Genomic DNA, 23,425 nt, shown 5'->3' with positions numbered 1-23,425 from the left:
TTTTTTGCTTCTTGAAAAAGACAGTCCTCTGTCTGTCCATCTCGCCGCCAGATACGGGTTTCCCCCGTTAAAATACCTCCTTTGCCGGCCAGCCCCAGTCAGCGGCCCCGGAATGACGGTTTTCTGTCTCTTTACAAGGCCACCCCGTGTCCCCGCACATCACGACTTTTGAAGGCGCCAGCGCCCTCAGCGACTTTCGTATTGCCCAGCTTTTGCCACGTTTGGCAGCCATTTCGCCGCAAATTTTGGGCATTTCAGCCCGTTTTGTGCACCTGGTGGCCAGCACTGAGCCCCTGCAAGACGGCCAAAAGCAGACCCTCGCTGCACTGTTGACCTACGGCGAGCCTTACACGGGCTCGGTCGATGGCCCCCTGATTGTGGTCAGCCCCCGTATCGGTACGGTCTCCCCCTGGGCTTCCAAAGCCACCGACATCGCGCACAACTGCGGTTTTGACCTGCGCCGCGTCGAGCGCTTGACCGAATACCGTTTGACCATGAAATCGGGCCTGCTCAGCACCGCAAAACTGTCGGCAGAACAACTGGGCCAAGTGGCCGCTGTGCTGCACGACCGCATGACCGAGTCGGCCATGCCCAGCCGGGATGATGCTGCGGCCTTGTTCACAGCCCTTGACCCCGCACCCATGGACCATGTGGACGTGTTGGGTGGCGGTCGCGCGGCTTTGGTCGATGCCAATAAGGTTTGGGGCCTGGCCCTGGCCGAGGACGAAATCGATTACCTGGTCACCGCCTTCACGGGTCTGAACCGCAACCCCACCGATGTGGAGTTGATGATGTTTGCGCAGGCCAACAGCGAGCACTGCCGCCACAAGATTTTCAACGCCGAGTTCACCATCGACGGTGTGGCCCAGCCCAAGAGCCTGTTCGGCATGATCCGCAACACGCACCAGCTGAGCCCCCAGCACACCGTGGTGGCTTATTCGGACAACGCTTCGGTGATGGAAGGCCACACGGTGGAGCGTTTTGTGGCCAGAACGTCAGGGCAGGGCGCGGCTTACCAAGCCGAACAAGCCTTGCACCATGTGCTCATGAAGGTGGAAACCCACAACCACCCGACCGCGATTTCACCGTTCCCCGGCGCATCCACAGGCGCGGGCGGCGAGATCCGCGACGAGGGCGCGACGGGTCGCGGCTCCAAGCCCAAGGCGGGTTTGAGTGGCTTCACGGTGTCCAAACTCTGGGGCGGCATGTCTGACCAAGCGGGCGGCAAACCCGAGCACATCGCCAGCCCCTTGCAGATCATGACCGAAGGCCCTTTGGGTGGCGCGGCCTTCAACAATGAGTTTGGCCGCCCCAATTTGCTGGGCTATTTCCGCGAATACGAGCAGACCGTGGACGGCGTGGTGCGCGGTTACCACAAGCCCATCATGATCGCGGGCGGTTTGGGTCAGATCGACGCCGAGCAAACCAAAAAAATCGAATTTCCCGCAGGCAGCTTGCTGATCCAGCTGGGCGGCCCCGGCATGCGCATCGGTATGGGCGGCAGTGCGGCCAGCTCCATGGCCACCGGCACCAACGCCGCCAACCTCGACTTTGACTCGGTGCAGCGCGGCAACCCCGAGATCGAGCGCCGGGCGCAAGAGGTCATCAACCACTGCTGGGCACAAGGCCGCCAAAACCCGATCCTCGCCATCCACGACGTGGGTGCGGGCGGTTTGTCCAACGCTTTCCCCGAGCTGACCAACGACGCGGGCCGTGGCGCACGCTTTGATTTGCGCGCCGTCAAGCTCGAAGAGTCTGGCCTGTCGCCCAAAGAAATCTGGTCCAACGAAAGCCAGGAACGCTATGTGCTGGCCATTGCGCCCGAGTCTTTGGCGCAGTTCACCGCTTTTTGCGAACGCGAGCGCTGCCCGTTTGCAGTCATTGGCGTGGCGACCGACGAGCGCCAGCTGGTGCTGGAAGACGGCGTACAGCGTTCAGCGTTCAGTGTTGAGCGTGGAGACGGCGTACAGCGTTCAGCGTTCAGTGTTGAGCGTGAAGACCAAGACGCGCAAAGCTCAACGTCCAACGCTCAACGCTCAACGCTCAACGCTCAACGAGCAGTAGACATGCCCATGGACGTGCTGCTGGGCAAGCCGCCCAAGATGCACCGCGATGTGACCACCGTGGCGCGCCAGTCGCCGGCCATGGACCTGACGGGTGTCTCGCTGCAAAAAGCCGTCATTGACGTGTTGAGCCACCCCACCGTGGCGTCCAAGCGTTTCCTCATCACCATCGGCGACCGCGCCGTGGGCGGCCTCACGCACCGCGACCAGATGGTCGGCCCTTGGCAAGTGCCTGTGGCCGATGTGGCCGTGACCTTGGCCGACTACCAAGGCTTTGCCGGCGAAGCCATGAGCATGGGCGAGCGCACGCCGCTGGCCTCGCTCAACGCCGCAGCGTCTGGCCGCATGGCCGTGGCCGAGGCCATCACCAATTTGCTGGCCGCGCCCATCGAGCTGCCCCGCGTCAAGATGTCCGCCAACTGGATGGCCGCTTGCGGCGAGCCGGGCGAGGACGCCGCTTTGTACGAAACCGTCAAAGCCGTGGGCATGGAACTGTGCCCAGCGCTCGACATCTCGATCCCCGTGGGCAAAGACAGCTTGTCGATGCGCACGCAGTGGACCGACAACGGTCAGACCCACAAAGTCACCTCGCCCGTCAGCCTGATCGTCACCGCCTTTGCCAGTTTGCCCGACGTGCGCGGCACGTTCACGCCGCAGCTGGACGCAAAAACCGATGACACCAGCCTGCTCTTGATTGACCTGGGCCAAGGCCGCAACCGCATGGGCGGCAGCGTGCTGGGTCAGGTGCTGGGCCAGTTTGGTGACAGCGTGCCCGATCTGGAAGACCCGCAAGCGCTGGTCAATTTGGTCAAGGCCATCAACACCTTGCGGGCCCAAGGCCAGATCCTGGCCTACCACGACCGCAGCGACGGTGGCTTGCTGGCCGCTGTGGCCGAAATGGCTTTTGCAGGCCATGTGGGTGTGGCCCTCAATGTGGACATGCTGGTCACCGAAGGCGACGGCATCACCGACAGCCGCGCCGACCATGGCGACGCCAAAAACTGGGCGGGCCAGGTCAGCGCCCGCCGCGACGAACTCACCCTCAAAGCCTTGTTCAACGAAGAGCTGGGCGTGGTGCTGCAGGTGCGAACGGCCGAGCGCAACGCGGTGCTGCAAACCCTGCGCGAGCATGGCCTGTCCAAACACACGCATGTGATTGGCAAAACCCGTCCTGTGCAATCGACCATCCAAAAAGGCGTGGGCGAACTCAGCATCTGGCGCGACACCAAAGAGGTGTTTGCCGCCAAGCTGGAAGACCTGCACCAGGTCTGGGATAGCGTGAGCTGGAAGATTTGCCAGCAGCGCGACAACCCCGCTTGCGCCGATGCCGAGCACGCCGCTGCTGGGCGCGCAGACGACCCTGGCATGCATGTGGCGCTGAGCTTTGATCCGGCTGAGAACGTGGCCGCGCCCTTCCTTAACCTGTCTCGCCCCAAAGTGGCGATCTTGCGTGAGCAGGGCGTCAACTCGCATGTGGAAATGGCCTACGCCTTCCACAAAGCCGGTTTCGAGTCGCACGACGTGCACATGACCGACCTGCAATCGGGCCGCGCCAAGCTGGCCGATTTCAAAGGCCTGGTGGCTTGCGGCGGTTTCAGCTACGGCGACACTTTGGGCGCAGGCATCGGCTGGGCGCGTTCCATCACTTTCAACCCGGCTTTGGCCGAGCAGTTCAAGGGCTTTTTCGGCCGCACCGACACCTTCGGGCTGGGCGTGTGCAACGGCTGCCAGATGTTTGCCGAACTGGCTGACATCATCCCCGGCGCACAAGATTGGCCGCGCTTCACGACCAACCAAAGCGAGCGCTTTGAAGCCCGCCTGTCCATGGTCGAAGTGCTGGAATCGCCCAGCCTGTTCCTGCAAGGCATGGCGGGTAGCCACTTGCCGATTGCCGTGGCGCACGGCGAAGGCTTTGCCAACTTCAAGCACAGGGGCAATCCAACCCAAGCCATTGGCGCCATGCGCTTTGTGGACAACCACGGCCAGGCCACGGAGGAGTACCCCTTCAACCCCAACGGCAGCGCGGGCGGCCTCACGGCCGTGACCACGGCAGACGGGCGCTTCACGGCCATGATGCCGCACCCCGAGCGCGTGTTCCGCAACGTGCAAATGAGCTGGACGAGTGGTGACATCGCATCCACCAGCCCTTGGTTGCGCGTGTGGCAAAACGCCCGCAAGTGGGTGGGCTAAACCGTCTGAATGCATGAAATCAGTGGTTTCTGAAAAGTGGTTTCCGCCCTCGCAGCTGGCGTTTTACTTTGACTCCAACTCGTGGGCCAAAGGCACGGCGCTGTATTTGCAAAACGAGGTGGTATCTGCCCAGATGACGCCCGACGGTGGCGAATGGCGTCTGATTGCCAAGGTGCAAGGCCGCGAAACATCGCCCTATACCGTGACGGCTCAGTTGCGCGTCTCCGAAGGGGGAAATTTGCAAGCCTGGCGCTCCACCTGCACCTGCCCGGTGGGGCGCATGTGCAAACACGGCGCGGCGCTGGGCATCCATGCCTCGATGCAGGGCTTTTCGATGCTCCACGGGCACGGCGATGGCCCCGCCAACGGCGAATCGGCCGAGCAGCAATCGCAACAGCGCGCAGAACGCGCCTTACAACAGGCCGAGTACCAAGTGCGCGACTGGCTGGGTCGCCTTGAAAGCGCCAACGTCTCGCAAACCTTCAGCCTGCCTGGCAGCAGCCAGGAGCAATTTTTGTATGTGCTGTCACAAAACACGACGGGGCCAAGGCCGGTCTTTCACCTGAGCATCACTCGCGCCACGCGCAAGCGCGACGGACAGTGGAGCAAGCCCAAAAAAGTCACCAGTGAACCGGTGGCGCATGACCCGATCTGGCGCAACAGCTTGCCCTCTGAAAGAGGCATCTTCGATCTGTTCAAAGCATGCCCCCCCTTGAACAGTTTCAGCATTTATGGTTTTTACGGCGCGGTCAAACTCCAGGGTTTGGCCGCCAAGTTGTTGCTGCAAATGTGCAGCCAAACCGAGCGTTTGATGTGGGAAGGCGCACCGCTTCGACCCTTGCAATGGCGTGATGAACCCGTCACCTTTGTCGGGCTTTGGCAGGAAGTCGCCGCCCAGGACAACCAGCCCCCTGGCTGGAAGCTGCACATGCAAGCAGCACGCCCGGGCGTGTTGCACGGGCTCAATGACCCTCCTTTGTATGTGGACCCGGCGCAGGGCCTGTGCGGTCCGCTGGACACCCAGGGCATGAGTGCCGACCAGGTCGTGTTGCTGACGCAGTCGCCGGTGGTGCCCGAACGGGTGGCGGTCAAGCTCCAGCAGCAGTTGATGGATCGCCTGGGCACGCTGCCTTTGCCTCCCGTGATCGAGAAAATGCCTGAAATACGGGGAGTTGCGCCTCTGGGCGTGCTCAAACTGACGGCTATAGCGCCGCACTTGCGTGAACAACAGGGCTTGTTTCATGCCCAACTCGATTTTGATTACCAAGGACATGTGGGCCACTGGGCGCATCAGCAAACCCGCGTGGTCGTGGGGCAGGGCGCGCAGTCACGCATGCTGGTGCGGGACTTGGTCGCTGAATTGGCGGTCTGGACCCTTCTGGACGATCTGGGTTTTCAACTTTGGCAAAACAATGTGCTGGGCATTCCGGGCGCCGAAGGCACGGCCCTCTGGCTGGACTGGGTGGAATCTGACTTTGCCCCTTTGCAAGATGCTGGGCTGGTGGTGCACACCGATACCGATCTGAACCACTGGCTGCGTCTGGCCGAAGACGTGCATGTGAACCTGGAAGGCGCAGGCGGTGAAGATGACACCTCACCGTGGTTTGACCTGTCGCTGGGCATGGACATCGACGGGCAGCGGGTCAACATCCTGCCTTGGGTGCCCGAGATTTTGAAAGCGCTGGCCCGCAGTGCCCGCCAGGCTTCAGACACGGACGATGGTCTGCCTGAACTGCCCGCACATCTGTATTTGCCCGATTTACAGGGCACTGGTTTTGTGAAGTTGCCCACGTCCAAGATCAAACCCTGGTTGACCACCTTGATGGAACTGCACGGTGAACGTGGACACCACTGGGATGGCGACGCGCTGCGCCTGTCGCGCCTGGATGCGCTGCGCACCGCCGCTTCCTTGGGCGAGGGCGCCGTCTGGCAAGGCGCCAAAAGCTTGCAAAACATGGTCCGCCAGATGCGTGGCCAGGCCCCCCTGACCGAGGTGCCGCCGCCTGCCGGTTTGCAAGCCACGCTGCGGCCCTATCAGCAACAAGGCCTCAATTGGCTGCAGTTTTTGCGCGAGCACCGCCTGGCCGGCATCCTGGCCGACGACATGGGCCTGGGCAAAACGCTGCAAACGCTGGCCCACATCCTGATTGAAAAGCAGGCCGGACGTCTGACCCAGCCCGCATTGATCGTGGCACCCGTGAGCCTGCTGGGCAATTGGCAGCGCGAGGCCGCACGTTTTTGCCCTGAACTCAAAACCCATGTGCACCACGGCCTGTCACGGCATGAAACCGTGGCCGATCTGGCCGGGTTTGATGTGGTCATCACCGCCTATTCCTTGCTCTCGCGCGATCGCGATTTGTGGCTGGCCGCACCTTGGCACCTGCTGGTGCTGGACGAGGCGCAAAACATCAAAAATGCCAACACCCACGCCGCCCAAGTGGTCACCGAAATTCCGGTCATCCACCGCCTGTGCCTGTCCGGCACGCCCATCGAAAACCACCTGGGCGAGTTGTGGAGCCAGTTCCACTTCCTGATGCCCGGGTTTTTGGGCAGTCAAAAACGCTTCACCGAGCTGTTTCGCAACCCCATCGAACGCCAGGGCAGCGCCGAAAAAATGGCCCAGCTGCGTGCGCGCATCACCCCGTTCATGCTGCGTCGGACCAAGGACCTGGTGGCCAGCGAGTTGCCGCCCAAGATCGAAACCCTGATGCAGGTGCCGCTGGAGGGCAAACAAGCCGATTTGTACGAAACCATCCGCCTGGGCATGGAAAAAACCGTGCGCGAAGCCTTGCACACCCAGGGCCTGGGCCGTTCACAGATCACCATCCTGGACGCACTGCTCAAGCTGCGCCAGGTCTGCTGCGACCCCAGGCTGCTCAAGCTCAGCACGGCCAGCCAGGTCCAGCAGTCGGCCAAATTGGCCCGATTGCTCGACATGCTGCCTGAAATGGTGGCCGAGGGGCGCAAGATTTTGCTGTTCTCTCAGTTCACGGAAATGCTGGGGTTGATCGAAAAATCCCTTCCTGCGCTGGGCATCCCCTGGGTCAAGCTCACCGGTCAAAGCAAAAACCGTGACACGATCATCGACAAGTTCACCAGCGGACAGGTGCCCCTGTTTCTCATCAGCCTCAAGGCCGGCGGTGTGGGCCTGAACCTGCCGCAAGCCGACACCGTGATCCACTACGACCCATGGTGGAACCCCGCCGTGGAAAACCAGGCCACGGACCGTGCCCATCGCATTGGCCAAAAGCAAAGCGTCTGGGTGGTCAAACTGGTGGCCCAAGGCACCATTGAAGAACGCATGCTGGCCCTGCAAGAGCGCAAGGCACAACTGGCCCAAGACATGTACGAAGGCGCGGTTCAGCGCAAAGAGCCTTTGTTTGGCGAGTCGGATTTGAACGAATTGCTCAAGCCGCTGGGCTGATCGGGCATGCAGATTGACAGGTCATCCACCCCGAGTAATAATAATTTTATTACCTGGAGTCCCCATGACCACCACCGTCAAATTGCCCGACAAGCTTGAAAACGCCTTGCGCATGCGCTGCGCACAGGAAGGCCGAAGCCTGAGTGAAGTCATGCGCGATGCCCTGACCGCGTATTTGTCACAGCCCCCTGTCACCGCATCCGCATGGGCGCTGGGCGAGGGCGTTTTTGGCCGATTCGCAGGCCCGGCCGATCTGGCGGAAAACCGCAAAAGCGAATGGGCGGATGCGGTGCAAGCCAAACAGCTGCGTCGTTCATGAGCACCCCTGCGCTGATGGCCGAAGAGCCCAGTCCAGGCTGGCGGGCCCAACCACCGGTACTGCAAGCCATGATGGACAGCGGCCCTTTGCTGGCCTTATTCAACAGTGCCGATAAATGGCATCGGCCAACGCTGGCGTGGCTGAAAGCGCACCCCGAGGTCGCCCTGCACACCACCTGGCCTGTGTTGACCGAGGTTTGCGCCTTGCTTGCCAGGCGCATCCACAACGAAGCGGCACTCGATTTTCTGCAGTGGGTTCAGCGCGGCGCGCTGGCGTTGGACGCACCCGCCGACTGGAGCCTGACCAGTGTGCTCAGCATCTGCCAGCGTTTTGCCAGCTTGCCCCTGGACTTGGCCGATGCCTCCATCGCGGAAGCCGCCGAACGCCTGGACATTCGCCATGTGGTGTCCATCGACAAAGACTTCGATGTTTACCGCAACGTCAAAGGCCAGGCTCTGCACAATTTGTTGCGCTAAGCTTAACGCCCGACTTCATCCTTAACTCTCGAAAGACACCGAATGGCCGCATCCAGTTTGCTGACCCTGATCGACGACATCGCCACTTTGCTGGACGACGTGGCCACCATGACCAAGGTGGCAGCCCGGCAAAGCGCAGCCGCTGCGGACGATGTGGCCACCATGACGCAAATCGCCGCCAAAAAAACTGCTGGTGTGCTGGGCGATGACCTGGCACTGAACGCTCAGCAAGTAACAGGCGTGAAAGCCGACCGCGAATTGCCGGTGGTCTGGGCGGTGGCCAAGGGGTCTTTGCTCAACAAAGCCATCCTGGTGCCCGCTGCACTGCTCATCAGTGCGATTGCGCCCTGGATGATCACGCCGCTCTTGATGCTGGGGGGGCTGTTTTTGTGCTTTGAAGGCGCCGAAAAACTGCTGCACGCCTGGTTGCACAGCCGTGAAGAAACCGATGCCCACCATGCCGAACTGGTGCAGGCTGTTGCCGACCCGCATATGGATTTGTTGGCCTTTGAAAAAGACAAGATCAAGGGGGCGATGCGTACCGATTTCATTTTGTCTGCTGAAATCATTGTCATCAGCTTGGGCACCGTGGCCACGGCCAGTTTTGCGCAACAAGTGGGGGTGCTGGTGGGCATCTCGATTGTCATGACCATTGGTGTGTACGGCCTGGTGGGCGGCATCGTCAAACTCGACGACGCCGGTATTTACCTCACCCAAAAAACAAGCGCGTTTCAGCAGATGCTGGGCCGTGGCCTGCTGGCTTTTGCCCCGTGGCTCATGAAGGCTCTGTCGGTGCTGGGCACGGCGGCCATGTTTTTGGTGGGCGGTGGCATCTTGCTGCATGGCGTGCCCGCGCTCGGCCATGCCGTTGAGCATTGGGCTCAAGGACTGACCTTTGGGGGTGCGCTGATGAGCAACCTGGCAGGCGGTGTGACCGGTTTTGTGGCCGGTGCGGTGCTGGTAGGCGTCATGCAAGGGGTCAACCGGCTCAGGGCTTGAGCATTTTCAGTGCCTGCTTTGGCGCTGCAACCGCTTGGGACACTGCTGAAGCGATGGCTTCTTTCCGCTTGAACCATCCCGTCTCAAGCAGGCGATTTCATTGCCAGCCGATGATGTCGAGGCCTTTTTCGCTGGCGCAACGGTGAACAAACTGGCGGTAAATGTTGTTGGGGCGTTGCGGACTCAAGGCGCCGCGTGTGCCCCCTGCTGCGGCACCGACCACAGCGCTTTGTGCGCCATATTTGACGGCATCGTTCAAATTGCCACGGCCAAACACCAAACCACTGACAGCCCCCGTGACCCCGGCTATGGCAGCACCTGTCTTGGCGCCAGAAGCCACTGCGTTGTGGTCATCGTAGGGATTCAGGCCGTTTGACTGCGCTGTTGACATGCATTGGCTCAGATGTTGTTTTACAGCCAGTTCGCCCATGGCTTTGTAGGCTGCGTTCGGATAGAGCACCGGCATGCCGCTCTGCTTGCCGCCAGTGCTCGCACAGCCTGCAAGCAGCAAGGCCGAAAGCAAGACTGCGCCGGTGATCAAATGCCGTGAGGTGATGTGCACAGGGTTAGGCTTCACGATGTAGGCTGGTCAAAAATGGAAAATGCATCCTAGCAGCTGCCATGACCAATCCAGCGCCAGGACGTGAAAGTTTGTAACGGCATCAGGGGGGGCTTCAAGAGCATCGCGGGTTTGACCCCCCATGTCCATCGCCGCAGGCGCTCAGACGGCATCTGCCACCGGCAAGATGATCAGTGCACAAACGCCCTGACCTGTGTTTCTCAGGCTCAAATGGCCATTGAACTGCGCGAGGATCGTTTTAGAAATGGACAAGCCCATGCCCAGCCCTGAAATCTTGGTGGTGTAAAAGGGATCCCCAGCTTGGCGCGCCTGCTCGTCGGTCAGCCCCCGGCCGGTGTCAGACACCGACAGGCGGATCTCCTGGCCTGCTTGATTGACGGTCAGGTGGATGTCGCGAACAGGCGCTCCAACCATCGACTCCATGCTGTTGCGCATGACATTGAACAGCACTTGAGACAGCTGAACGGCATCTGCCATCACCCACACGGGCGATGGCATGGGGTCCTGGAGGATGCGTATTTCTTGTCGCCTGACCTCGGGCTCAACCAGAGCACAGACCTCTGCGATGGTCGCTCGGATGTCGACCCGTTCTTTGTTCAGGACATCGGTTTGAATGAAAGTCCGGATGCGCCGAATGATGTCGCCCGCCCGGGCGCTGCTGGCCACAATGTCGGCCAGCACCTGCTGGGCCTTCGTCTCGACGAGTTGACCCGAGCGCAACTGGTGTTGCAGCAATTCGGCGTAGTTGAGGATGGCCGTCAGCGGCTGGTTCAACTCGTGTGCAAAGGACGCCGACATGACCCCCAGGCTTTGTTGGCGTTCCAGCCGTGCCAGTTGTCCACCTAGGCGTCGACCTTCCTCTTCTCTCGCCAGTGCAGCCGCCACCTTGAGCTTTTCGTCAGCTTGCTGCTGGACGCGCATGCCCAGATAGCTGAAATAGCGCATCATGCCCAATAAAAACATGATGGACCAAATGGTCAGTGTCCATGCATCTTCGCCAAAAGTCTGCAAGCCCCAGCCTGTGAAGGCGCTTTGTGTGCGCAGGACGTTGACCACGCCAATGCCCATCATCGCTGAGCGCATGTGCATCGCAAACTGGTTGCCCGACAACTTGTAGTACACATGGGCGGCATGGCTGCCCCAAAAAGACGTCACGGCAAACAGGCCACCAGACAGCACAACGGTGACCCGAAGGCCGTAGTGGATGCGGCACCACTCCATGACCGCAATGAAAAATACGGTGCCGATGCCCAGACTCAACAAACTGCGCCATGGATTACTGTGTTTGTGCAGTCGCACGATGCCCAGGCCCATCAGTACAAAAACCATGCCGTTCAAGCCGATCGGGATGCTGTAAGACCACAGCAGGGGTAACTCGGCGCGAAACACCGTGGCCAGGTTGGTCACCCCGGCAATCAGCGCAGCCACAGCCCAGTAACGGGCCGAAGTGTCCAGCCGCTTGAAGTAAAAGCAGGCGACCAAACCACCCAGTATCGAGACGATGGAATAGAAGACGAAGAGGCTTTGGACGTTGTAGGCTGCCATGGTGCTGTAGTGTTTCAGTGCATGCCGACCACGGGCCGTGTCTTGTAAAACTGCACCGGACTCTCCGGCACGGCATTCAAGACCGACTTCTTGATCTTGCCCACCACATGCATTTCGCAAGGTTTGCAGTCAAAACGGAGGGTGAGTTTTTCCTTGCCATTGATCAGCTGCATGGGTTCGGCCTTCACCGTGCCTTGCACGCCCGTCACGCCTTTGGCCTGCTTGGGGCACAGGCTGAGGCTAAAACGCACGCAGTGCTTGGTGATCATCAAACTGACTTCGCCCAACTCTTCTTGTGACTCGTAAGCAGCAGCGATCACCTTCACACCGTGCTTGGCGTAAAAATCGCGGGCCTTTTGGTTGAACACATTGGCCAGATAAGTCAGCGTGTCTTCGGGGTAGGGCGCTGGCGGCTCCACGGGCACGGCACGCGGTAGGTGGTGCAGGCCTTGGGCACGGGCGGCTTCCAGGGCTTGTACGGCATCACGGCGCAAGGCGTTGAGTTGGGAAGGCGGCACAAACCAGGGGCGGGGCAGGGCGAGCTGCACGTCCAGCGGCTCGAACAGGGTGTCGCCCAATTTGCCTAAAGCGCTTTTGAGCTTGTCCTCTGCCAACGCGGCGTCTTTGGGGGCTTGCCAGGCGATGGCCATGTGGGCCGTAGCGCTGTGGCCCACTTCGTCGGTCAGGGTCAGTTGCAGACCACCGTTATTTTCGGCCAGCTGCATCCACACGCCCATGCGGCGCTCGGCGGACTTTTTGTCCAGTGTCCGCACCCAGCTCATGTCGCGGTTGCGGTTGACCTGAACGCCTTGGCGCAAGTCCTTGAACCCGTCCATCGGGTCTTTGGGGAACAAGCGCCAGACGCCTTTGGCTTTGGCCGCTTCGGCGCGGTTGATCTGCAGGCCCACCAGCTCTTTTTGCAGGTCGTAGTAGCACAGGCCGTCGCCGTTGTGCAGCTCGGTGGCGGGGTCGTCGGTGGTGATTTCGACGTGCTCAGCCGTGACCTTGCTGACCCAGCCGATGGGTTGACCAGGGTTTTTGGGGGTGTCGAAAGCACCGATGTCTTCCTTGCGGCCTTGCACAAAGTAATCGGTGAACTCGCGGTTGAAGTTCTGGTTCGGGTCGGGCTCAAAACTGAAGGTGGTGCGGCCATGTGACGAAGCCGCAAGCTCGGGGCGCTCGGCTAACACCTCATCGAACAGCTTGCGGTAATGCGCCGTGATGTTTTTCACGTAGGCCATGTCCTTGTAGCGGCCTTCGATCTTGAAACTGCGAATGCCCGCGTCCACCAAATCGCGCAAGTTCTCGCTCTGGTTGTTGTCCTTCATGCTCAGCACATGCTTGTCGTGCGCCACGATGCGGCCTTGTGCGTCCTTGACTTCGTAGGGCAAGCGGCAGGCTTGTGAGCAGTCGCCCCGGTTGGCGCTGCGCCCGGTGTGGGCGTGGCTGATGAAACACTGGCCGCTGTAGGCCACGCACAAAGCGCCGTGCACAAAAAATTCGATCACCGTGTGCTCGGTGTCCACCGCGTCCCGGATGGCGGCGATTTGCGGCAGTGTCAACTCGCGAGCCAGCACGATTTGGCTGAGGCCTGCGTCCTGCAAGAACTTGGCTTTCTCGGGCGTGCGGATGTCGGTCTGGGTGCTGGCGTGCAGCTGGATCGGCGGCATGTCGATTTCGAGAAGGCCCATGTCCTGAATGATCAGCGCATCGACCCCTGCGTCGTACAGCTGCCAAGCCAGCTTGCGTGCCCCTTCGAGCTCGTCGTCGCGCAAGATGGTATTGAGCGTGACAAAGATGCGGCTGTGAAAACGGTGCGCGTATTGCACCAGCTTGGCAATGTCTTGCACCGAGTTGTCGGCCGTGGACCGCGCCCCGAACGAGGGGCCGCCAATGTAGACCGCATCGGCGCCGTGGTTGATGGCTTCGATGCCGATGTCCAGGTTGCGGGCGGGGGCTAAGAGTTCAAGTTGGTGAGGCAGCATGCCTTGATTATCCTTGGCTTGCCTGACGGCCTTGTCTTGTGGGCAGCGTCTTCGACCGCCTACCCCAAAAAAACGCAGCGGGAGCCGCGTTCACGAAGATCTCAGCCCGCTGAATATCAGGGTTTGCTGAAGGTGAGTTGTGTCGCCGTATTTTGCGAGGCGTCATAAACCATGTTGGTGCCGCTCACATTGCTCACCGTGAAGGTGGTGCTGACGCTGAGTTTGCTGATGCTGCCGCTGGTCAATGTGCAGCTGCCTGTGCTGGCGGTCACGCAGCTGAGTGTGCCGCCGGGCGCAAAGTTGCCCGTCACGGTGGCGTTGGCCACGTTGACGCTGGAGTTGACATCACGCACGGTGGCCGTGACTTGCGCTTTCCAGTTGGTGCCAGACTTGCTGGACTTGCCCGTCAAGCCACGAATGGCGATGGTTTGCGCAGGGGCGGGCACGATGCTGGCCAGTGAGTACAACAGGCGATTTGGCGAACCCGTGCCTGCAGTGCTGACTTTGTTCAGGGTCGCATAGCTGGTGATGAAGCTGCTTATCTGAGCCGGACTCGCCAGGGGATTGGCTTGCAAGGCCAGCGCCGCCACACCTGTGACGTGTGGGCTGGCCATGGAGGTGCCGCTGATGGTGTTGCTGGCCGTGCTGCCGGTGTGCCAGGCGGATGTGATGTTGGTGCCGGGAGCAAAAACATCGAGGCAAGTGCCGTAGTTGGAATAGGACGCACGGGCATCGGTGTTGGTGGTGGCGCCCACGGTGATGGCCATGGGTTCACTGGATGGGGAGTAGCTGCAAGCGTCTGCGTTGTTGTTGCCTGCAGCAACGACCATGGTGACGCCCTTGTTGTAGGCGCCAGCCACAGCCGCGTTGACGGTGCTGGACTTGGCGCTGCCCAAGGACATGTTGGCGACAGCGGGGCGCAAAGTTGAGCCTGCGACCCAGTCAATGCCGGCCACCACGCCGCTCAAAGTGCCCGATCCTGCGCAGTCAAGGACACGCACAGGCACCAGATTCACCGACTTGGCTACACCCCAGGTGCTGCCTCCGACTGTGCCGGCGACGTGAGTCCCGTGGCCATTGCAGTCGTTGGTGCCATTGGCGTCGGCCACCACGTTGTAGCCGGGCAGTACACGGCCTGTGAAATCGACATGGTCTGCGCGAAGGCCTGAGTCAATGATGAAGGCCGTCGTTGCGGCGCCTGTGCCATTGAACTTGTATTGGGAGTTCAGAGGCAAGCTGGCCTGGTCAATGCGGTCCAGACCCCAGGTGGCGCTGCTTTGAGGGGACGTGGCCTGGTTCAGGCTCACCGACTGGTCTTGCTCGATGTAATCCACGCGGGGGTTGTTCAGTAAACCCGGGAGTGCAGCCGCCGGAATGGACGCAGCAAAACCTTTGATGGCGTTCTTGAACGTATGGTGCAAGGTGCCTTTGCCGCCTCTGACCATGCTTTGTGCTTCCTGAGCAGGATCAGCCACATCGCTGGTGAACACCACGATGTAGCGGTTTTGAATCGGTTTGGATGCACCGAAAACATGCATGGGGGTCTCGGTATTCTTGGGCGCGGGTGTTTGCGCCAGCGTCACACCTGCACCCAAAACGAGCAGACCGCCCAGTGCGAGAGTTTGAAATGTGGGTTTGAAAGCGAAGTTCATGGCGATCTTTTGGTGATATTTATTAATTTTACATGACCAAAACTGTTAAATAAATAAAAAAAGCCTCCGAAGAGGCTTTCAAAAGTGACGCCAGTCGCTGATCACTGGATTTTGGCTTTGCTGCGCAATTCTTCCTGGAACTTGGCCAATTTTTGCTGCTGCAGCTGCTGCGAAATCTGGGGCTTGACTTCTTCCAACTTGGGCAATTGGGCTTCGCGCACATCGTCCACGCGGATGATGTGAAAGCCAAACTGGCTCTTCACGGGCGATTCGGTCATCTGGCCTTTTTCCAGCTTGGTCATGGCGCCGGAAAACTCGGGCACGTAGCTGCCTGCTGCTGCCCAGTCCAGATCGCCACCGTTGGCACCAGAGCCTGGGTCTTTGGAGGCTTTTTTGGCCAGGTCTTCAAACTTGGCACCTTTTTTGATCTCGGCAATCAGGGCTTTGGCTTCGTCTTCTTTTTCCACCAGGATGTGGCGAGCACGGTATTCCTTGCCGCCGTTGGCTGCGGCAAATTTGTCGTATTCAGCCTTGACGTCTGCGTCAGTGACCGGGTTTTTCTTCTGGAAATCGGCAAACAACTGGCGGATCAGAATGGTTTGACGTGCCAGCTCGATCTGGTTTTTGAATTCCTCCGAGCCGTCCAGACCGCGCTTTTTGGCTTCTTGCATGAAGACTTCGCGGGCGATCAGTTCTTCCTTGATCTGTGCCAGCACTTCAGGCGTGACGGGGCGGCCAGAGGCTTCCACTTGCTGCTTGAGCACTTCCACGCGGGAAGAGGGCACCGGCTTGCCGTTCACCACAGCGATATTTTGTGCCAGGGCGGGAACAGCCATCAGGGCCACAACGGCGGCGCTGAGCATTTGCTTTTTCATTGTCTTTTCCTCAAGGACTCTGTTGTCAGGTATGAAACAAGGGTACAAAAAAGGGCGGCCACTTCAGGTGGCTGCCCGGTTTCAGATCAGCTCGATGGCCAAGGCATGCAGGCCTTGGTCGATGAAATCTTGCAGCGCATCATACACAAGCCGATGCCTCTGAACGCGACTGATGGACGTAAACAAAGGTGAAGCAATGCACACACGGATATGGCTGCCTTCGCCACTGGTGCTGGCACCCGCGTGGCCCGCATGGGCGGCACTTTCGTCGATCACATTCAAGGAGGTGGGTTGCAGCCGCTCGGTCAATCTGGCGTGGATGCGTTCACGCACGCTGGCAGGGCTTGGACTTGTCATGATGAGGCATCGTCCTTGGGCAAGTGACGGGCCACGTAAATGCCCTGTCCGATGATGAAGACCAGCGGGAAAACGTAACCCCACAGCTTGAAATTGACCCAGTCTTCGGTGCTGAAGTAATGGGCCACGTAAGCGTTGATGGCAGCCATGAAAAGGCAATACAGCATCCACGACACGTTCATGCGGTGCCAGACCCGGGGTGGCAACTGCAACTGCTGGCCCAGCAGCATGAGCAGGAAATTCTTTTTCAAAAACAAGTGGGCCACAGCCAAAGCCACAGCCAGACCGGTGTAGAGCAAGGTGGGCTTCCATTTGATGAAGCGCTCGTCGTGCAGTCCCAGTGTCAACGCGCCAAAGCCGAGCACCAGCACCAGCGTGATCTTGTGCATGGTTTGCAGCTTGCTGTCCATCTTGTAAATGATGGCCGTTTGCAGCACCGTGGCCGCCATCAGCACGGCCGTGGCGGTGTAGATGTCGGCGAGTTTGTAGGCCCCGAAGAACAGTGCAATGGGAAAAAAGTCGAGCAGAAATTTCATGGGGTCATGATTTTGGCAAAAGGGAGCAATGGACGTGTCAAGCGCCTAAATCAACAGGCGAAAGGGTTCACAAAGCTTCGAAGTCTAACGAAGCGGAGTTCATGCAGTAGCGCAGACCCGTGGGGGCGGGGCCGTCTTCAAACACATGACCCAGGTGGGCGCCGCATTTGGCACACACGGTTTCTACGCGGCGCATGCCGTGGCTGGTGTCCACGCGCTCTTCAATGGCCCCGTCAGACGAGGCCTGCGAGAAACTGGGCCAGCCGCAGCCGGCGTCGAATTTGGTGTCAGATTTGAACAATTCGGCGTCGCAGCAGATGCAGCGGTAAATGCCGTTGGCCCAGTGGCCCTCGTATTTTCCAGTGAACGGGCGCTCGGTGGCGGCTTGGCGCGTGACAGCGTAGGCCACGGGCTCGGCGCCCTTGGCGGCCAGCAGCTCGCGCCACTCTTGGTCGGTTTTGGTGATTTGGCTCATGATGAACAGCTGATTTCCAGTTGACCCGCCCAGTCGGGCGGCAGGTCGGCATAGGCTTGCATGCCCGGATGCTCGTCGAAGGGGGACTTTAACAAGTTGTAGAGGGTCTCGACTTCCGAGAAGTCGCCCGCTTGGGCCTGGCGGATGGCGATCTCGGCCAGGTGGTTGCGCAGCACAAACTTGGGGTTGGTGCGCAGCATCTGATCGCCCATGGCCGAAAAATGGGCCTGACCCGTCCGAGCCGTGTACCGCGTCAACCAAGCCAGCAGGCGAGGGCGGTCCAGAACCAAGTCGGTCACAGCGCTCCAGCCCGCATCGGTCAAGGTGCTGGCCTGCGACTGCTGCACCACCGCCTGACTCAGTTGCCGCCAAAACAAGGTGAAGTCCACTTTTTCGGTCGCCATGAGCTGCATCACGTCTTCGACCAAAGTCCAGTCGGCTTCGCGTTCGGACTCGGGGGCCAAGTCGCCGACCAGGCCCAGTTTGGCCCGCATCGCATCGCCCAGAAAGCGCGGAAACTGGCTCTTGTAGCCTTCCAGCACCTGCAGTGTCATGTCGTGGTCATCGATCAAGGGGGTCAGCGCCTGCGCCAGGCAATACAAATTCCAATAGGCCACGTTCGGTTGGCGTCCGTAGGCGTAGCGGCCTTGGTGGTCCGAGTGGTTGCAAATGTGACCGGGGTCAAAGCCGTCCATGAACTGGAAGGGGCCGTAGTCGATCGTCAGGCCCAAGAGGCTCATGTTGTCGGTGTTCATCACGCCGTGGCAAAAGCCCACCGCTTGCCATTGCGCCAGCAGCCGGGCGGTGCGCTCCTGAACCTCGTCCAGCAAGGCCGCGTACACATTGCCTTGCCACAGCGCGGCGCGCTCCTTGCATTCGGGCAGGTGGTGGCGTATCGCGTGGTCGGCCAGCGTTCTCAGGCTGTCGGTGTCGCCCTGGGCAGAAAAATGCTCGAAGTGCCCAAAGCGCAAAAAGCTGGGCGCCACCCGCGCCACCACGGCGGCGCTTTCGAGGGTTTCGCGCCGCACCGGTTCGGGCGATGCCACCAGGCACAGCGCCCGGGTGGTGGGGATGCCCAGGCCGTGCATGGCTTCGCTGCACAAATACTCACGGATGCTGGAGCGCAGCACGGCCCGGCCATCGCCGCCGCGCGAGTAGGGCGTACGGCCCGCGCCTTTGAGCTGAATCTCTTGCGGCCCTTGCGCTGATTGGGCTTCGCCCAGCCAAATGGCCCGCCCGTCCCCCAGCTGCCCGGCCCATTGGCCAAACTGGTGGCCGCTGTAGACCGTGGCCAGCGGCTGGGAGCCGACCATGAGTGCGTTGCCCGCGAAGGCTTGCAGGTGGTTGTCGTCAAACAGCTCGCCAGGCCAGCCCAGTTCGTTGCGCAAGGCGTCGTTGCGGGCGGCCCAACGCGGCGCGGCCACGGGCGAGGGCTGCAGGGGGGTGAAAAAACGGGGGCCCAGTTGGGTCAGGCGGTGGGTCCAGTTCAGCACGGGCAAGTCGTGGGGGGAGCTGGCGTGGGTTTCCAAAGGGGCAGATGACATAGTTGCTGATTGTCACGCCCTTGACAAGCACCCTGGGTTTGGCGGGTTTTAGGCCCGAACCCGCCGGTATGCGGGTGCACAATGATCCGTTTGAGAACAACCCCCTTGACAGGAGACCACCCCATGCTGGGATTGATGCAACAGCAATCATTGCTGATTTCTTCTTTGATCGACTTTGCTGAAAAACACCACGGCGACAGCGAGATCGTCTCGCGCCGCGTGGAGGGAGACATCCACCGTTACGCCTGGGCCGATGTGGCCCGCCGCTCGCGCCAAGTGGCCAACGCACTCGATGCCCAGCAGGTACCGCAAGGCGCACGCATCGCGACCCTGGCCTGGAACGGGTACCGCCACCTGGAGCTGTACTTTGGTGTGAGCGGCTCGGGCCGCGTGCTGCACACCATGAACCCGCGCCTGCACCCCGAGCAGCTGGCCTGGATCGCCAACCATGCCGAAGACCAAGTGCTGTGCTTCGACATGACGTTTTTGCCGCTGGTGCAGGCCGTCCACAAACACTGCAAAACCATCACGCACTATGTGGCTTTGTGCGACGCGGACAAACTGCCCGCCGATACCGGCATCCCGAACCTGGTGAGCTACGAGGCGTGGATGGGCCAGCAGCCCAGCACCTACGCTTGGCCGCAGCTCGATGAAAACACCGCCTGCAGCCTGTGCTACACCAGCGGCACCACCGGCAACCCCAAAGGCGCTTTGTACAGCCACCGCTCCACCGTGCTGCACGCCTACGCTGCCGCCTTGCCCGACTCGATGTGCATCTCGGCACGGGATTCGATCTTGCCCGTGGTGCCCATGTTCCACGTCAACGCCTGGGGCATCCCTTACAGCGCGGCCATGGCCGGGGCCAAGTTGGTCTTTCCAGGCCCCGCGCTCGACGGCAAATCGGTTTACGAACTGATCGAAGCCGAAGGCGTGACTTTTGCGGCGGGTGTACCTACCGTGTGGCAAATGCTCCTGGGCCACATGGCCCCAGCGGGCCTGAAGTTCAGCACGCTGAACCGCACCGTCATTGGCGGCTCGGCCTGCCCACCGGCCATGATCGACGCCTTCCGTCAAAACTACAACGTGGACGTGCTGCACGCTTGGGGCATGACCGAGCTCAGCCCCCTGGGCACGGTGTGCACCCTGAAAAACAAGCACCTGAGCTTGCCCGCCGATGCCCAAATGAAGCTGCGCATGAAGCAAGGCCGCTGCATTTTTGGCATCGACATGAAGATCGTGGACCCGCAAGGCCAAACCTTGCCGCACGACGGCAAGGCGGCGGGTGACCTGCTGGTCAAAGGCCCGTGGGTCATCGCGTCCTATTACAAGCAAGAAGGCGGCAACCCCTTGGTGGACGGCTGGTTCCCCACCGGCGATGTGGCCACGATCGACGCCGATGGCTTCATGCAGATCACCGACCGCAGCAAGGACGTGATCAAGTCCGGCGGCGAGTGGATCAGCTCGATCGACGTGGAAAACATCGCCATGGCCCACCCGGCAGTGGCCATGGCCGCTTGCATTGGCATGCGCCACCCCAAGTGGGACGAGCGGCCGATTGTGTGCGTGGTCAAGAAACCCGGCGCCGAAGTCAGCCGTGAAGAGCTGATCGCTTTTTACGAAGGCAAGACTGCGAAGTGGCAGATTCCGGACGACGTGGTCTTTGTCGACGCCATTCCATTGGGTGGCACCGGCAAGATGCTCAAGACCCGTTTGCGCGAGCAATTGGCCGACTACGTGCTGCCTGGCGTTTGATGCGCGTCATGCCCTCACACCCCACGAGTGGTCCGCGCAAGTCGCGCGGGTGATATGCCTTAGGTGCAAACCCCGAGCGCATTTGTTTCATCAGCGGTTACGCTGACCTTGTTCAGATTCACAACGCAGGAGACCTTGAATGAAAACCACACACCGTTTGATCGCCGCAGCCGCTTTGGCCGCTTGCTCCTTGGGCGCCTATGCGCAAAAGGGCGAGACCGTCAAAATCGCCTGGATCGATCCGCTGTCCGGCCTGATGGCGCCTGTGGGCAGCAACCAGCTCAAGAGCTTTCAGTTCTTCGCTGAAAAATTCAGCAAAACCAACCCCGCTGGCGTCAAATTCGAGGTGATTGGCATTGACAACAAATTGAGCCCCGCTGAAAGCCTGAACGCCCTCAAAGCCGCCATGGACCAAGGCGTGCGTTACATCACCCAAGGCAACGGCTCCTCCGTGGCTGGCGCCCTGATTGAGGCCGTGAACAAGCACAACGAGCGCAACCCCGGCAAGGAAATCATTTTCCTGAACCACTCCGCGGTGGACCCGGACTTCACCAACAGCAAGTGCAGTTTCTGGCACTTCCGCTTTGACGCCGACACCTCGATGAAGATCGAGGCCATGACCACCTTCATGAAGGACGACAAGGACATCAAGAAGGTGTACTTGTTCAATCAGAACTATTCACACGGTCACCAGGTCGTCAAGTTCGCCAAGGAAAACATCGCACGCAAGATGCCGGGTGTGCAAATCGTGGGTGAAGACCTGCACCCACTGGCCCAAGTCCGCGACTTCTCGCCCTACATTGCCAAGATCAAGGCCTCGGGTGCCGACACCGTGATCACCGGCAACTGGGGGTCTGACTTGGCGCTGCTGGTCAAGGCGGCCAACGAAGGCGGCTACAACGGCAAGTTCTACACCTACTACACAGGCGTCACGGGCACGCCCACGGCCTTGGGTCAGGGGGGGGCGGGCCGCGTATTCCAGATTTCGTACAACCACTACAACATGGGGGGCGACATGGGCAAGTGGATGGCCGAGTTCAAAACAAAGTTCAACGACGACTTCTACACCGGCTCTGTGATCTCGATCTACAGCGCCTTGGGTGAAGCCATGGCCAAGGCCAAGTCGACCGATCCGGTCAAAGTGGCCGCCGCCCTGTCGGGCCTGAAGTTCAAGAGCTACCACGGTGACGTGGAAATCCGCAAAGCCGACCACCAGCTGCAGCAGCCGCTGTGGATGACAGTCTGGCAAAAGGCCGACAAGAAGTTCCCATACAGCCCCGAAAACACAGGCATGACCTTGGCCCCGGTCAAGGAATTCCCGTCTTACGTCTCCAGCACGCCCACCAGCTGCCAGATGAAGCGTCCAGGCTGAGGCGACACCCCTGCCGCTACCGACCTGTGAGCGTCCCGTCTGGGGCGCTCAGGGTTTGGCGGCCAGTCTTGCGCAGCGCAGAGCCTGTGGTTCTGTGCTGCACAAGTCGAGAGGGTTCAGGCCCGATCAACGCGATGTTCATCGGGCTTTTTCATGGGCTTGTGCCTTGGGTGTGGTTGGGGTTTGAGTGTTCAAACCCACTTTCGGTAACGCAGTTAGACCCCAGAGGGTCTGGAAAGTTTTTATGGAGTTTTTCATCATCTCCATGCTCAACGGTCTCAGTTACGGACTGTTGCTCTTCATGCTCAGCTCCGGGCTGACGCTGATTTTCAGCATGATGGGTGTGCTCAACTTTGCGCACGCCAGTTTTTACATGATCGGGGCCTATTTCGGTTACACACTCACCGGGTGGATCGGCTTTTGGCCTTCACTGGTCGTGGCGCCCCTGCTCGTCGGGGCTTGCGGTGCCGTTTTTGAACGTGTCACCTTGCGCAAAGTCCACCCCTTCGGCCATGTGCCCGAACTGCTGGTCACGTTTGGCCTGTCCTATGTGGTGCTGGAATTGGTGCAACTGGTGTGGGGCCGCACAGCGGTGGAGTTTCCCCCGCCTGAAATTTTGCGCAGCTCAGCCTTTACCCTGATCAACCACTCGGTCAACGGCCTGGGTGTGGTCTGGGGCGCGGCGCCTGCCGAGATGTGCAGTGCAGCGGATGCCGCCATTCGTGTGGTGTGCTCGCCGTTTCCGGCCACACGCGGCTTCATGATGCTGGTGGCGCTGCTCATGCTGATGTCTTTGTGGCTTTTGCTCACCCGCACCCGCATCGGTCTGGTCATTCAGGCCGCTTTGACCCACCCCGAAATGGTGGAGTCGCTGGGCCACAACGTGCCGCGTGTGTTCATGCTGGTGTTTGGTGCGGGTACGGGCCTGGCCGGCCTGGCGGGCGTGATTGGTGGCAGCACCTTCGTGACAGAACCTGCCATGGCCGCCACCGTGGGCTCGGTCATCTTCGTGGTTGTGGTGGTGGGCGGCATGGGCTCGCTGTCGGGGGCGTTTTTGGCGTCTATCCTGATTGGCGTGATCCAGACCTTCGCCGTGGCCATTGACTACTCCTTCCTGACGCTGGCCAAGGACATGGGCTGGGCCTTGTCGGCAGCAACCCAGGAAAACTCCTTTGCCAAGCTCACGCTGTCGCAGGTCGCGCCCATCTTGCCCTACCTGTTTTTGGTGCTGATCCTGATCTTCCGGCCCAAGGGTCTGTTGGGTACACGCGAGACTTGAAA

17 protein-coding genes are annotated in these 23,425 nt (G+C 60.4%); 8 read left to right on the top strand and 9 right to left on the bottom strand.

Going from position 1 to position 23,425, the window contains the following annotated elements:
- Window positions 1-146 precede the first annotated feature (146 nt).
- The 5 genes from purL to AMM33_RS04165 all read left to right on the top strand — a co-directional run bounded on the left by purL (window position 147) and on the right by AMM33_RS04165 (window position 9,471).
- Window positions 147-4,253 (top strand): phosphoribosylformylglycinamidine synthase, encoded by a 4,107-nt coding sequence (gene purL, locus AMM33_RS04185; protein ID WP_090139115.1) that lies wholly within the window; start codon window positions 147-149, stop codon window positions 4,251-4,253.
- Window positions 4,254-4,266: 13 nt separating this feature from the next.
- A complete protein-coding gene (locus AMM33_RS04180) occupies window positions 4,267-7,677 on the top strand; it encodes a DEAD/DEAH box helicase (RefSeq protein ID WP_090139113.1) in 3,411 nt (1,136 codons plus the stop codon).
- A gap of 64 nt (window positions 7,678-7,741) precedes the next feature.
- Entirely contained in the window at window positions 7,742-7,996 is a 255-nt protein-coding gene (locus AMM33_RS04175; protein WP_090139111.1) for a ribbon-helix-helix domain-containing protein, read from the top strand.
- Window positions 7,993-8,472 carry a type II toxin-antitoxin system VapC family toxin gene (locus AMM33_RS04170; protein WP_090139110.1) on the top strand — a complete coding sequence of 160 codons (480 nt, stop codon included), beginning with the start codon at window positions 7,993-7,995 and terminating at the stop codon, window positions 8,470-8,472. The genes AMM33_RS04175 and AMM33_RS04170 overlap by 4 nt, the downstream gene beginning before the upstream one ends.
- A gap of 42 nt (window positions 8,473-8,514) precedes the next feature.
- Window positions 8,515-9,471 (top strand): DUF808 domain-containing protein, encoded by a 957-nt coding sequence (locus tag AMM33_RS04165; RefSeq protein WP_090139109.1) that lies wholly within the window; start codon window positions 8,515-8,517, stop codon window positions 9,469-9,471.
- A gap of 97 nt (window positions 9,472-9,568) precedes the next feature.
- Here the strand turns inward: AMM33_RS04165 and AMM33_RS04160 are convergent, their stop codons facing one another.
- The 9 genes from AMM33_RS04160 to AMM33_RS04120 form a co-directional block, all read right to left on the bottom strand.
- Window positions 9,569-10,048 (bottom strand): glycine zipper family protein, encoded by a 480-nt coding sequence (locus AMM33_RS04160; protein ID WP_194945229.1) that lies wholly within the window; start codon window positions 10,046-10,048, stop codon window positions 9,569-9,571.
- Window positions 10,049-10,192: 144 nt separating this feature from the next.
- Complete coding sequence (locus AMM33_RS04155; protein WP_090139103.1) at window positions 10,193-11,596, bottom strand: sensor histidine kinase; 1,404 nt, start codon at window positions 11,594-11,596, stop codon at window positions 10,193-10,195.
- 14 nt (window positions 11,597-11,610) lie between these two features.
- The gene (locus AMM33_RS04150) at window positions 11,611-13,581 is read right to left on the bottom strand and encodes a peptidase U32 family protein (RefSeq protein WP_090139101.1); all 1,971 of its coding nucleotides are present in this window, start codon (window positions 13,579-13,581) and stop codon (window positions 11,611-11,613) included.
- A gap of 116 nt (window positions 13,582-13,697) precedes the next feature.
- Complete coding sequence (locus AMM33_RS04145) at window positions 13,698-15,233, bottom strand: S8 family peptidase (RefSeq protein ID WP_228767949.1); 1,536 nt, start codon at window positions 15,231-15,233, stop codon at window positions 13,698-13,700.
- A 101-nt stretch (window positions 15,234-15,334) separates the two neighbouring features.
- A complete protein-coding gene (locus AMM33_RS04140; RefSeq protein WP_090139100.1) occupies window positions 15,335-16,108 on the bottom strand; it encodes a peptidylprolyl isomerase in 774 nt (257 codons plus the stop codon).
- Window positions 16,109-16,189: 81 nt separating this feature from the next.
- Window positions 16,190-16,465 carry a BolA family protein gene (locus tag AMM33_RS04135; protein ID WP_090139098.1) on the bottom strand — a complete coding sequence of 92 codons (276 nt, stop codon included), beginning with the start codon at window positions 16,463-16,465 and terminating at the stop codon, window positions 16,190-16,192.
- Window positions 16,462-17,001 carry a septation protein A gene (locus AMM33_RS04130; RefSeq protein ID WP_090139095.1) on the bottom strand — a complete coding sequence of 180 codons (540 nt, stop codon included), beginning with the start codon at window positions 16,999-17,001 and terminating at the stop codon, window positions 16,462-16,464. The genes AMM33_RS04135 and AMM33_RS04130 overlap by 4 nt, the downstream gene beginning before the upstream one ends.
- A gap of 67 nt (window positions 17,002-17,068) precedes the next feature.
- Window positions 17,069-17,476 (bottom strand): peptide-methionine (R)-S-oxide reductase MsrB, encoded by a 408-nt coding sequence (gene msrB / locus AMM33_RS04125; RefSeq protein ID WP_369802402.1) that lies wholly within the window; start codon window positions 17,474-17,476, stop codon window positions 17,069-17,071.
- Window positions 17,473-19,020 carry a protein adenylyltransferase SelO gene (locus AMM33_RS04120; RefSeq protein ID WP_090139093.1) on the bottom strand — a complete coding sequence of 516 codons (1,548 nt, stop codon included), beginning with the start codon at window positions 19,018-19,020 and terminating at the stop codon, window positions 17,473-17,475. The genes msrB and AMM33_RS04120 overlap by 4 nt, the downstream gene beginning before the upstream one ends.
- 123 nt (window positions 19,021-19,143) lie before the next feature.
- Between AMM33_RS04120 and AMM33_RS04115 the strand changes: the two genes are divergently transcribed.
- From AMM33_RS04115 to AMM33_RS04105, 3 genes are all read left to right on the top strand, one after another.
- A complete protein-coding gene (locus tag AMM33_RS04115) occupies window positions 19,144-20,772 on the top strand; it encodes a 3-(methylthio)propionyl-CoA ligase (protein WP_090139091.1) in 1,629 nt (542 codons plus the stop codon).
- A gap of 139 nt (window positions 20,773-20,911) precedes the next feature.
- A complete protein-coding gene (locus AMM33_RS04110; protein ID WP_090139089.1) occupies window positions 20,912-22,144 on the top strand; it encodes a branched-chain amino acid ABC transporter substrate-binding protein in 1,233 nt (410 codons plus the stop codon).
- Between the two features lie 244 nt (window positions 22,145-22,388).
- The gene (locus AMM33_RS04105) at window positions 22,389-23,423 is read left to right on the top strand and encodes a branched-chain amino acid ABC transporter permease (RefSeq protein ID WP_090139087.1); all 1,035 of its coding nucleotides are present in this window, start codon (window positions 22,389-22,391) and stop codon (window positions 23,421-23,423) included.
- The last annotated feature ends 2 nt before the right edge of the window (window positions 23,424-23,425 follow it).

The organism is Limnohabitans sp. DM1 (genome assembly GCF_001269385.1).
GTDB lineage: Bacteria > Pseudomonadota > Gammaproteobacteria > Burkholderiales > Burkholderiaceae_C > Limnohabitans_A.
This window is presented reverse-complemented; position numbering and strand designations above follow the sequence as displayed.

Coding starts and splice junctions, on each gene's coding strand:
- AMM33_RS04180 (WP_090139113.1), top strand. CDS start 4,267: ATGAAATCAGTGGTTTCTGAAAAGTGGTTTCCGCCCTCGCAGCTGGCG.
- AMM33_RS04175 (WP_090139111.1), top strand. CDS start 7,742: ATGACCACCACCGTCAAATTGCCCGACAAGCTTGAAAACGCCTTGCGC.
- AMM33_RS04170 (WP_090139110.1), top strand. CDS start 7,993: ATGAGCACCCCTGCGCTGATGGCCGAAGAGCCCAGTCCAGGCTGGCGG.
- AMM33_RS04165 (WP_090139109.1), top strand. CDS start 8,515: ATGGCCGCATCCAGTTTGCTGACCCTGATCGACGACATCGCCACTTTG.
- AMM33_RS04155 (WP_090139103.1), bottom strand. CDS start 11,596: ATGGCAGCCTACAACGTCCAAAGCCTCTTCGTCTTCTATTCCATCGTC.
- AMM33_RS04150 (WP_090139101.1), bottom strand. CDS start 13,581: ATGCTGCCTCACCAACTTGAACTCTTAGCCCCCGCCCGCAACCTGGAC.
- AMM33_RS04145 (WP_228767949.1), bottom strand. CDS start 15,233: ATGAACTTCGCTTTCAAACCCACATTTCAAACTCTCGCACTGGGCGGT.
- AMM33_RS04140 (WP_090139100.1), bottom strand. CDS start 16,108: ATGAAAAAGCAAATGCTCAGCGCCGCCGTTGTGGCCCTGATGGCTGTT.
- AMM33_RS04135 (WP_090139098.1), bottom strand. CDS start 16,465: ATGACAAGTCCAAGCCCTGCCAGCGTGCGTGAACGCATCCACGCCAGA.
- AMM33_RS04130 (WP_090139095.1), bottom strand. CDS start 17,001: ATGAAATTTCTGCTCGACTTTTTTCCCATTGCACTGTTCTTCGGGGCC.
- msrB (WP_369802402.1), bottom strand. CDS start 17,476: ATGAGCCAAATCACCAAAACCGACCAAGAGTGGCGCGAGCTGCTGGCC.
- AMM33_RS04120 (WP_090139093.1), bottom strand. CDS start 19,020: ATGTCATCTGCCCCTTTGGAAACCCACGCCAGCTCCCCCCACGACTTG.
- AMM33_RS04115 (WP_090139091.1), top strand. CDS start 19,144: ATGCTGGGATTGATGCAACAGCAATCATTGCTGATTTCTTCTTTGATC.
- AMM33_RS04110 (WP_090139089.1), top strand. CDS start 20,912: ATGAAAACCACACACCGTTTGATCGCCGCAGCCGCTTTGGCCGCTTGC.
- AMM33_RS04105 (WP_090139087.1), top strand. CDS start 22,389: ATGGAGTTTTTCATCATCTCCATGCTCAACGGTCTCAGTTACGGACTG.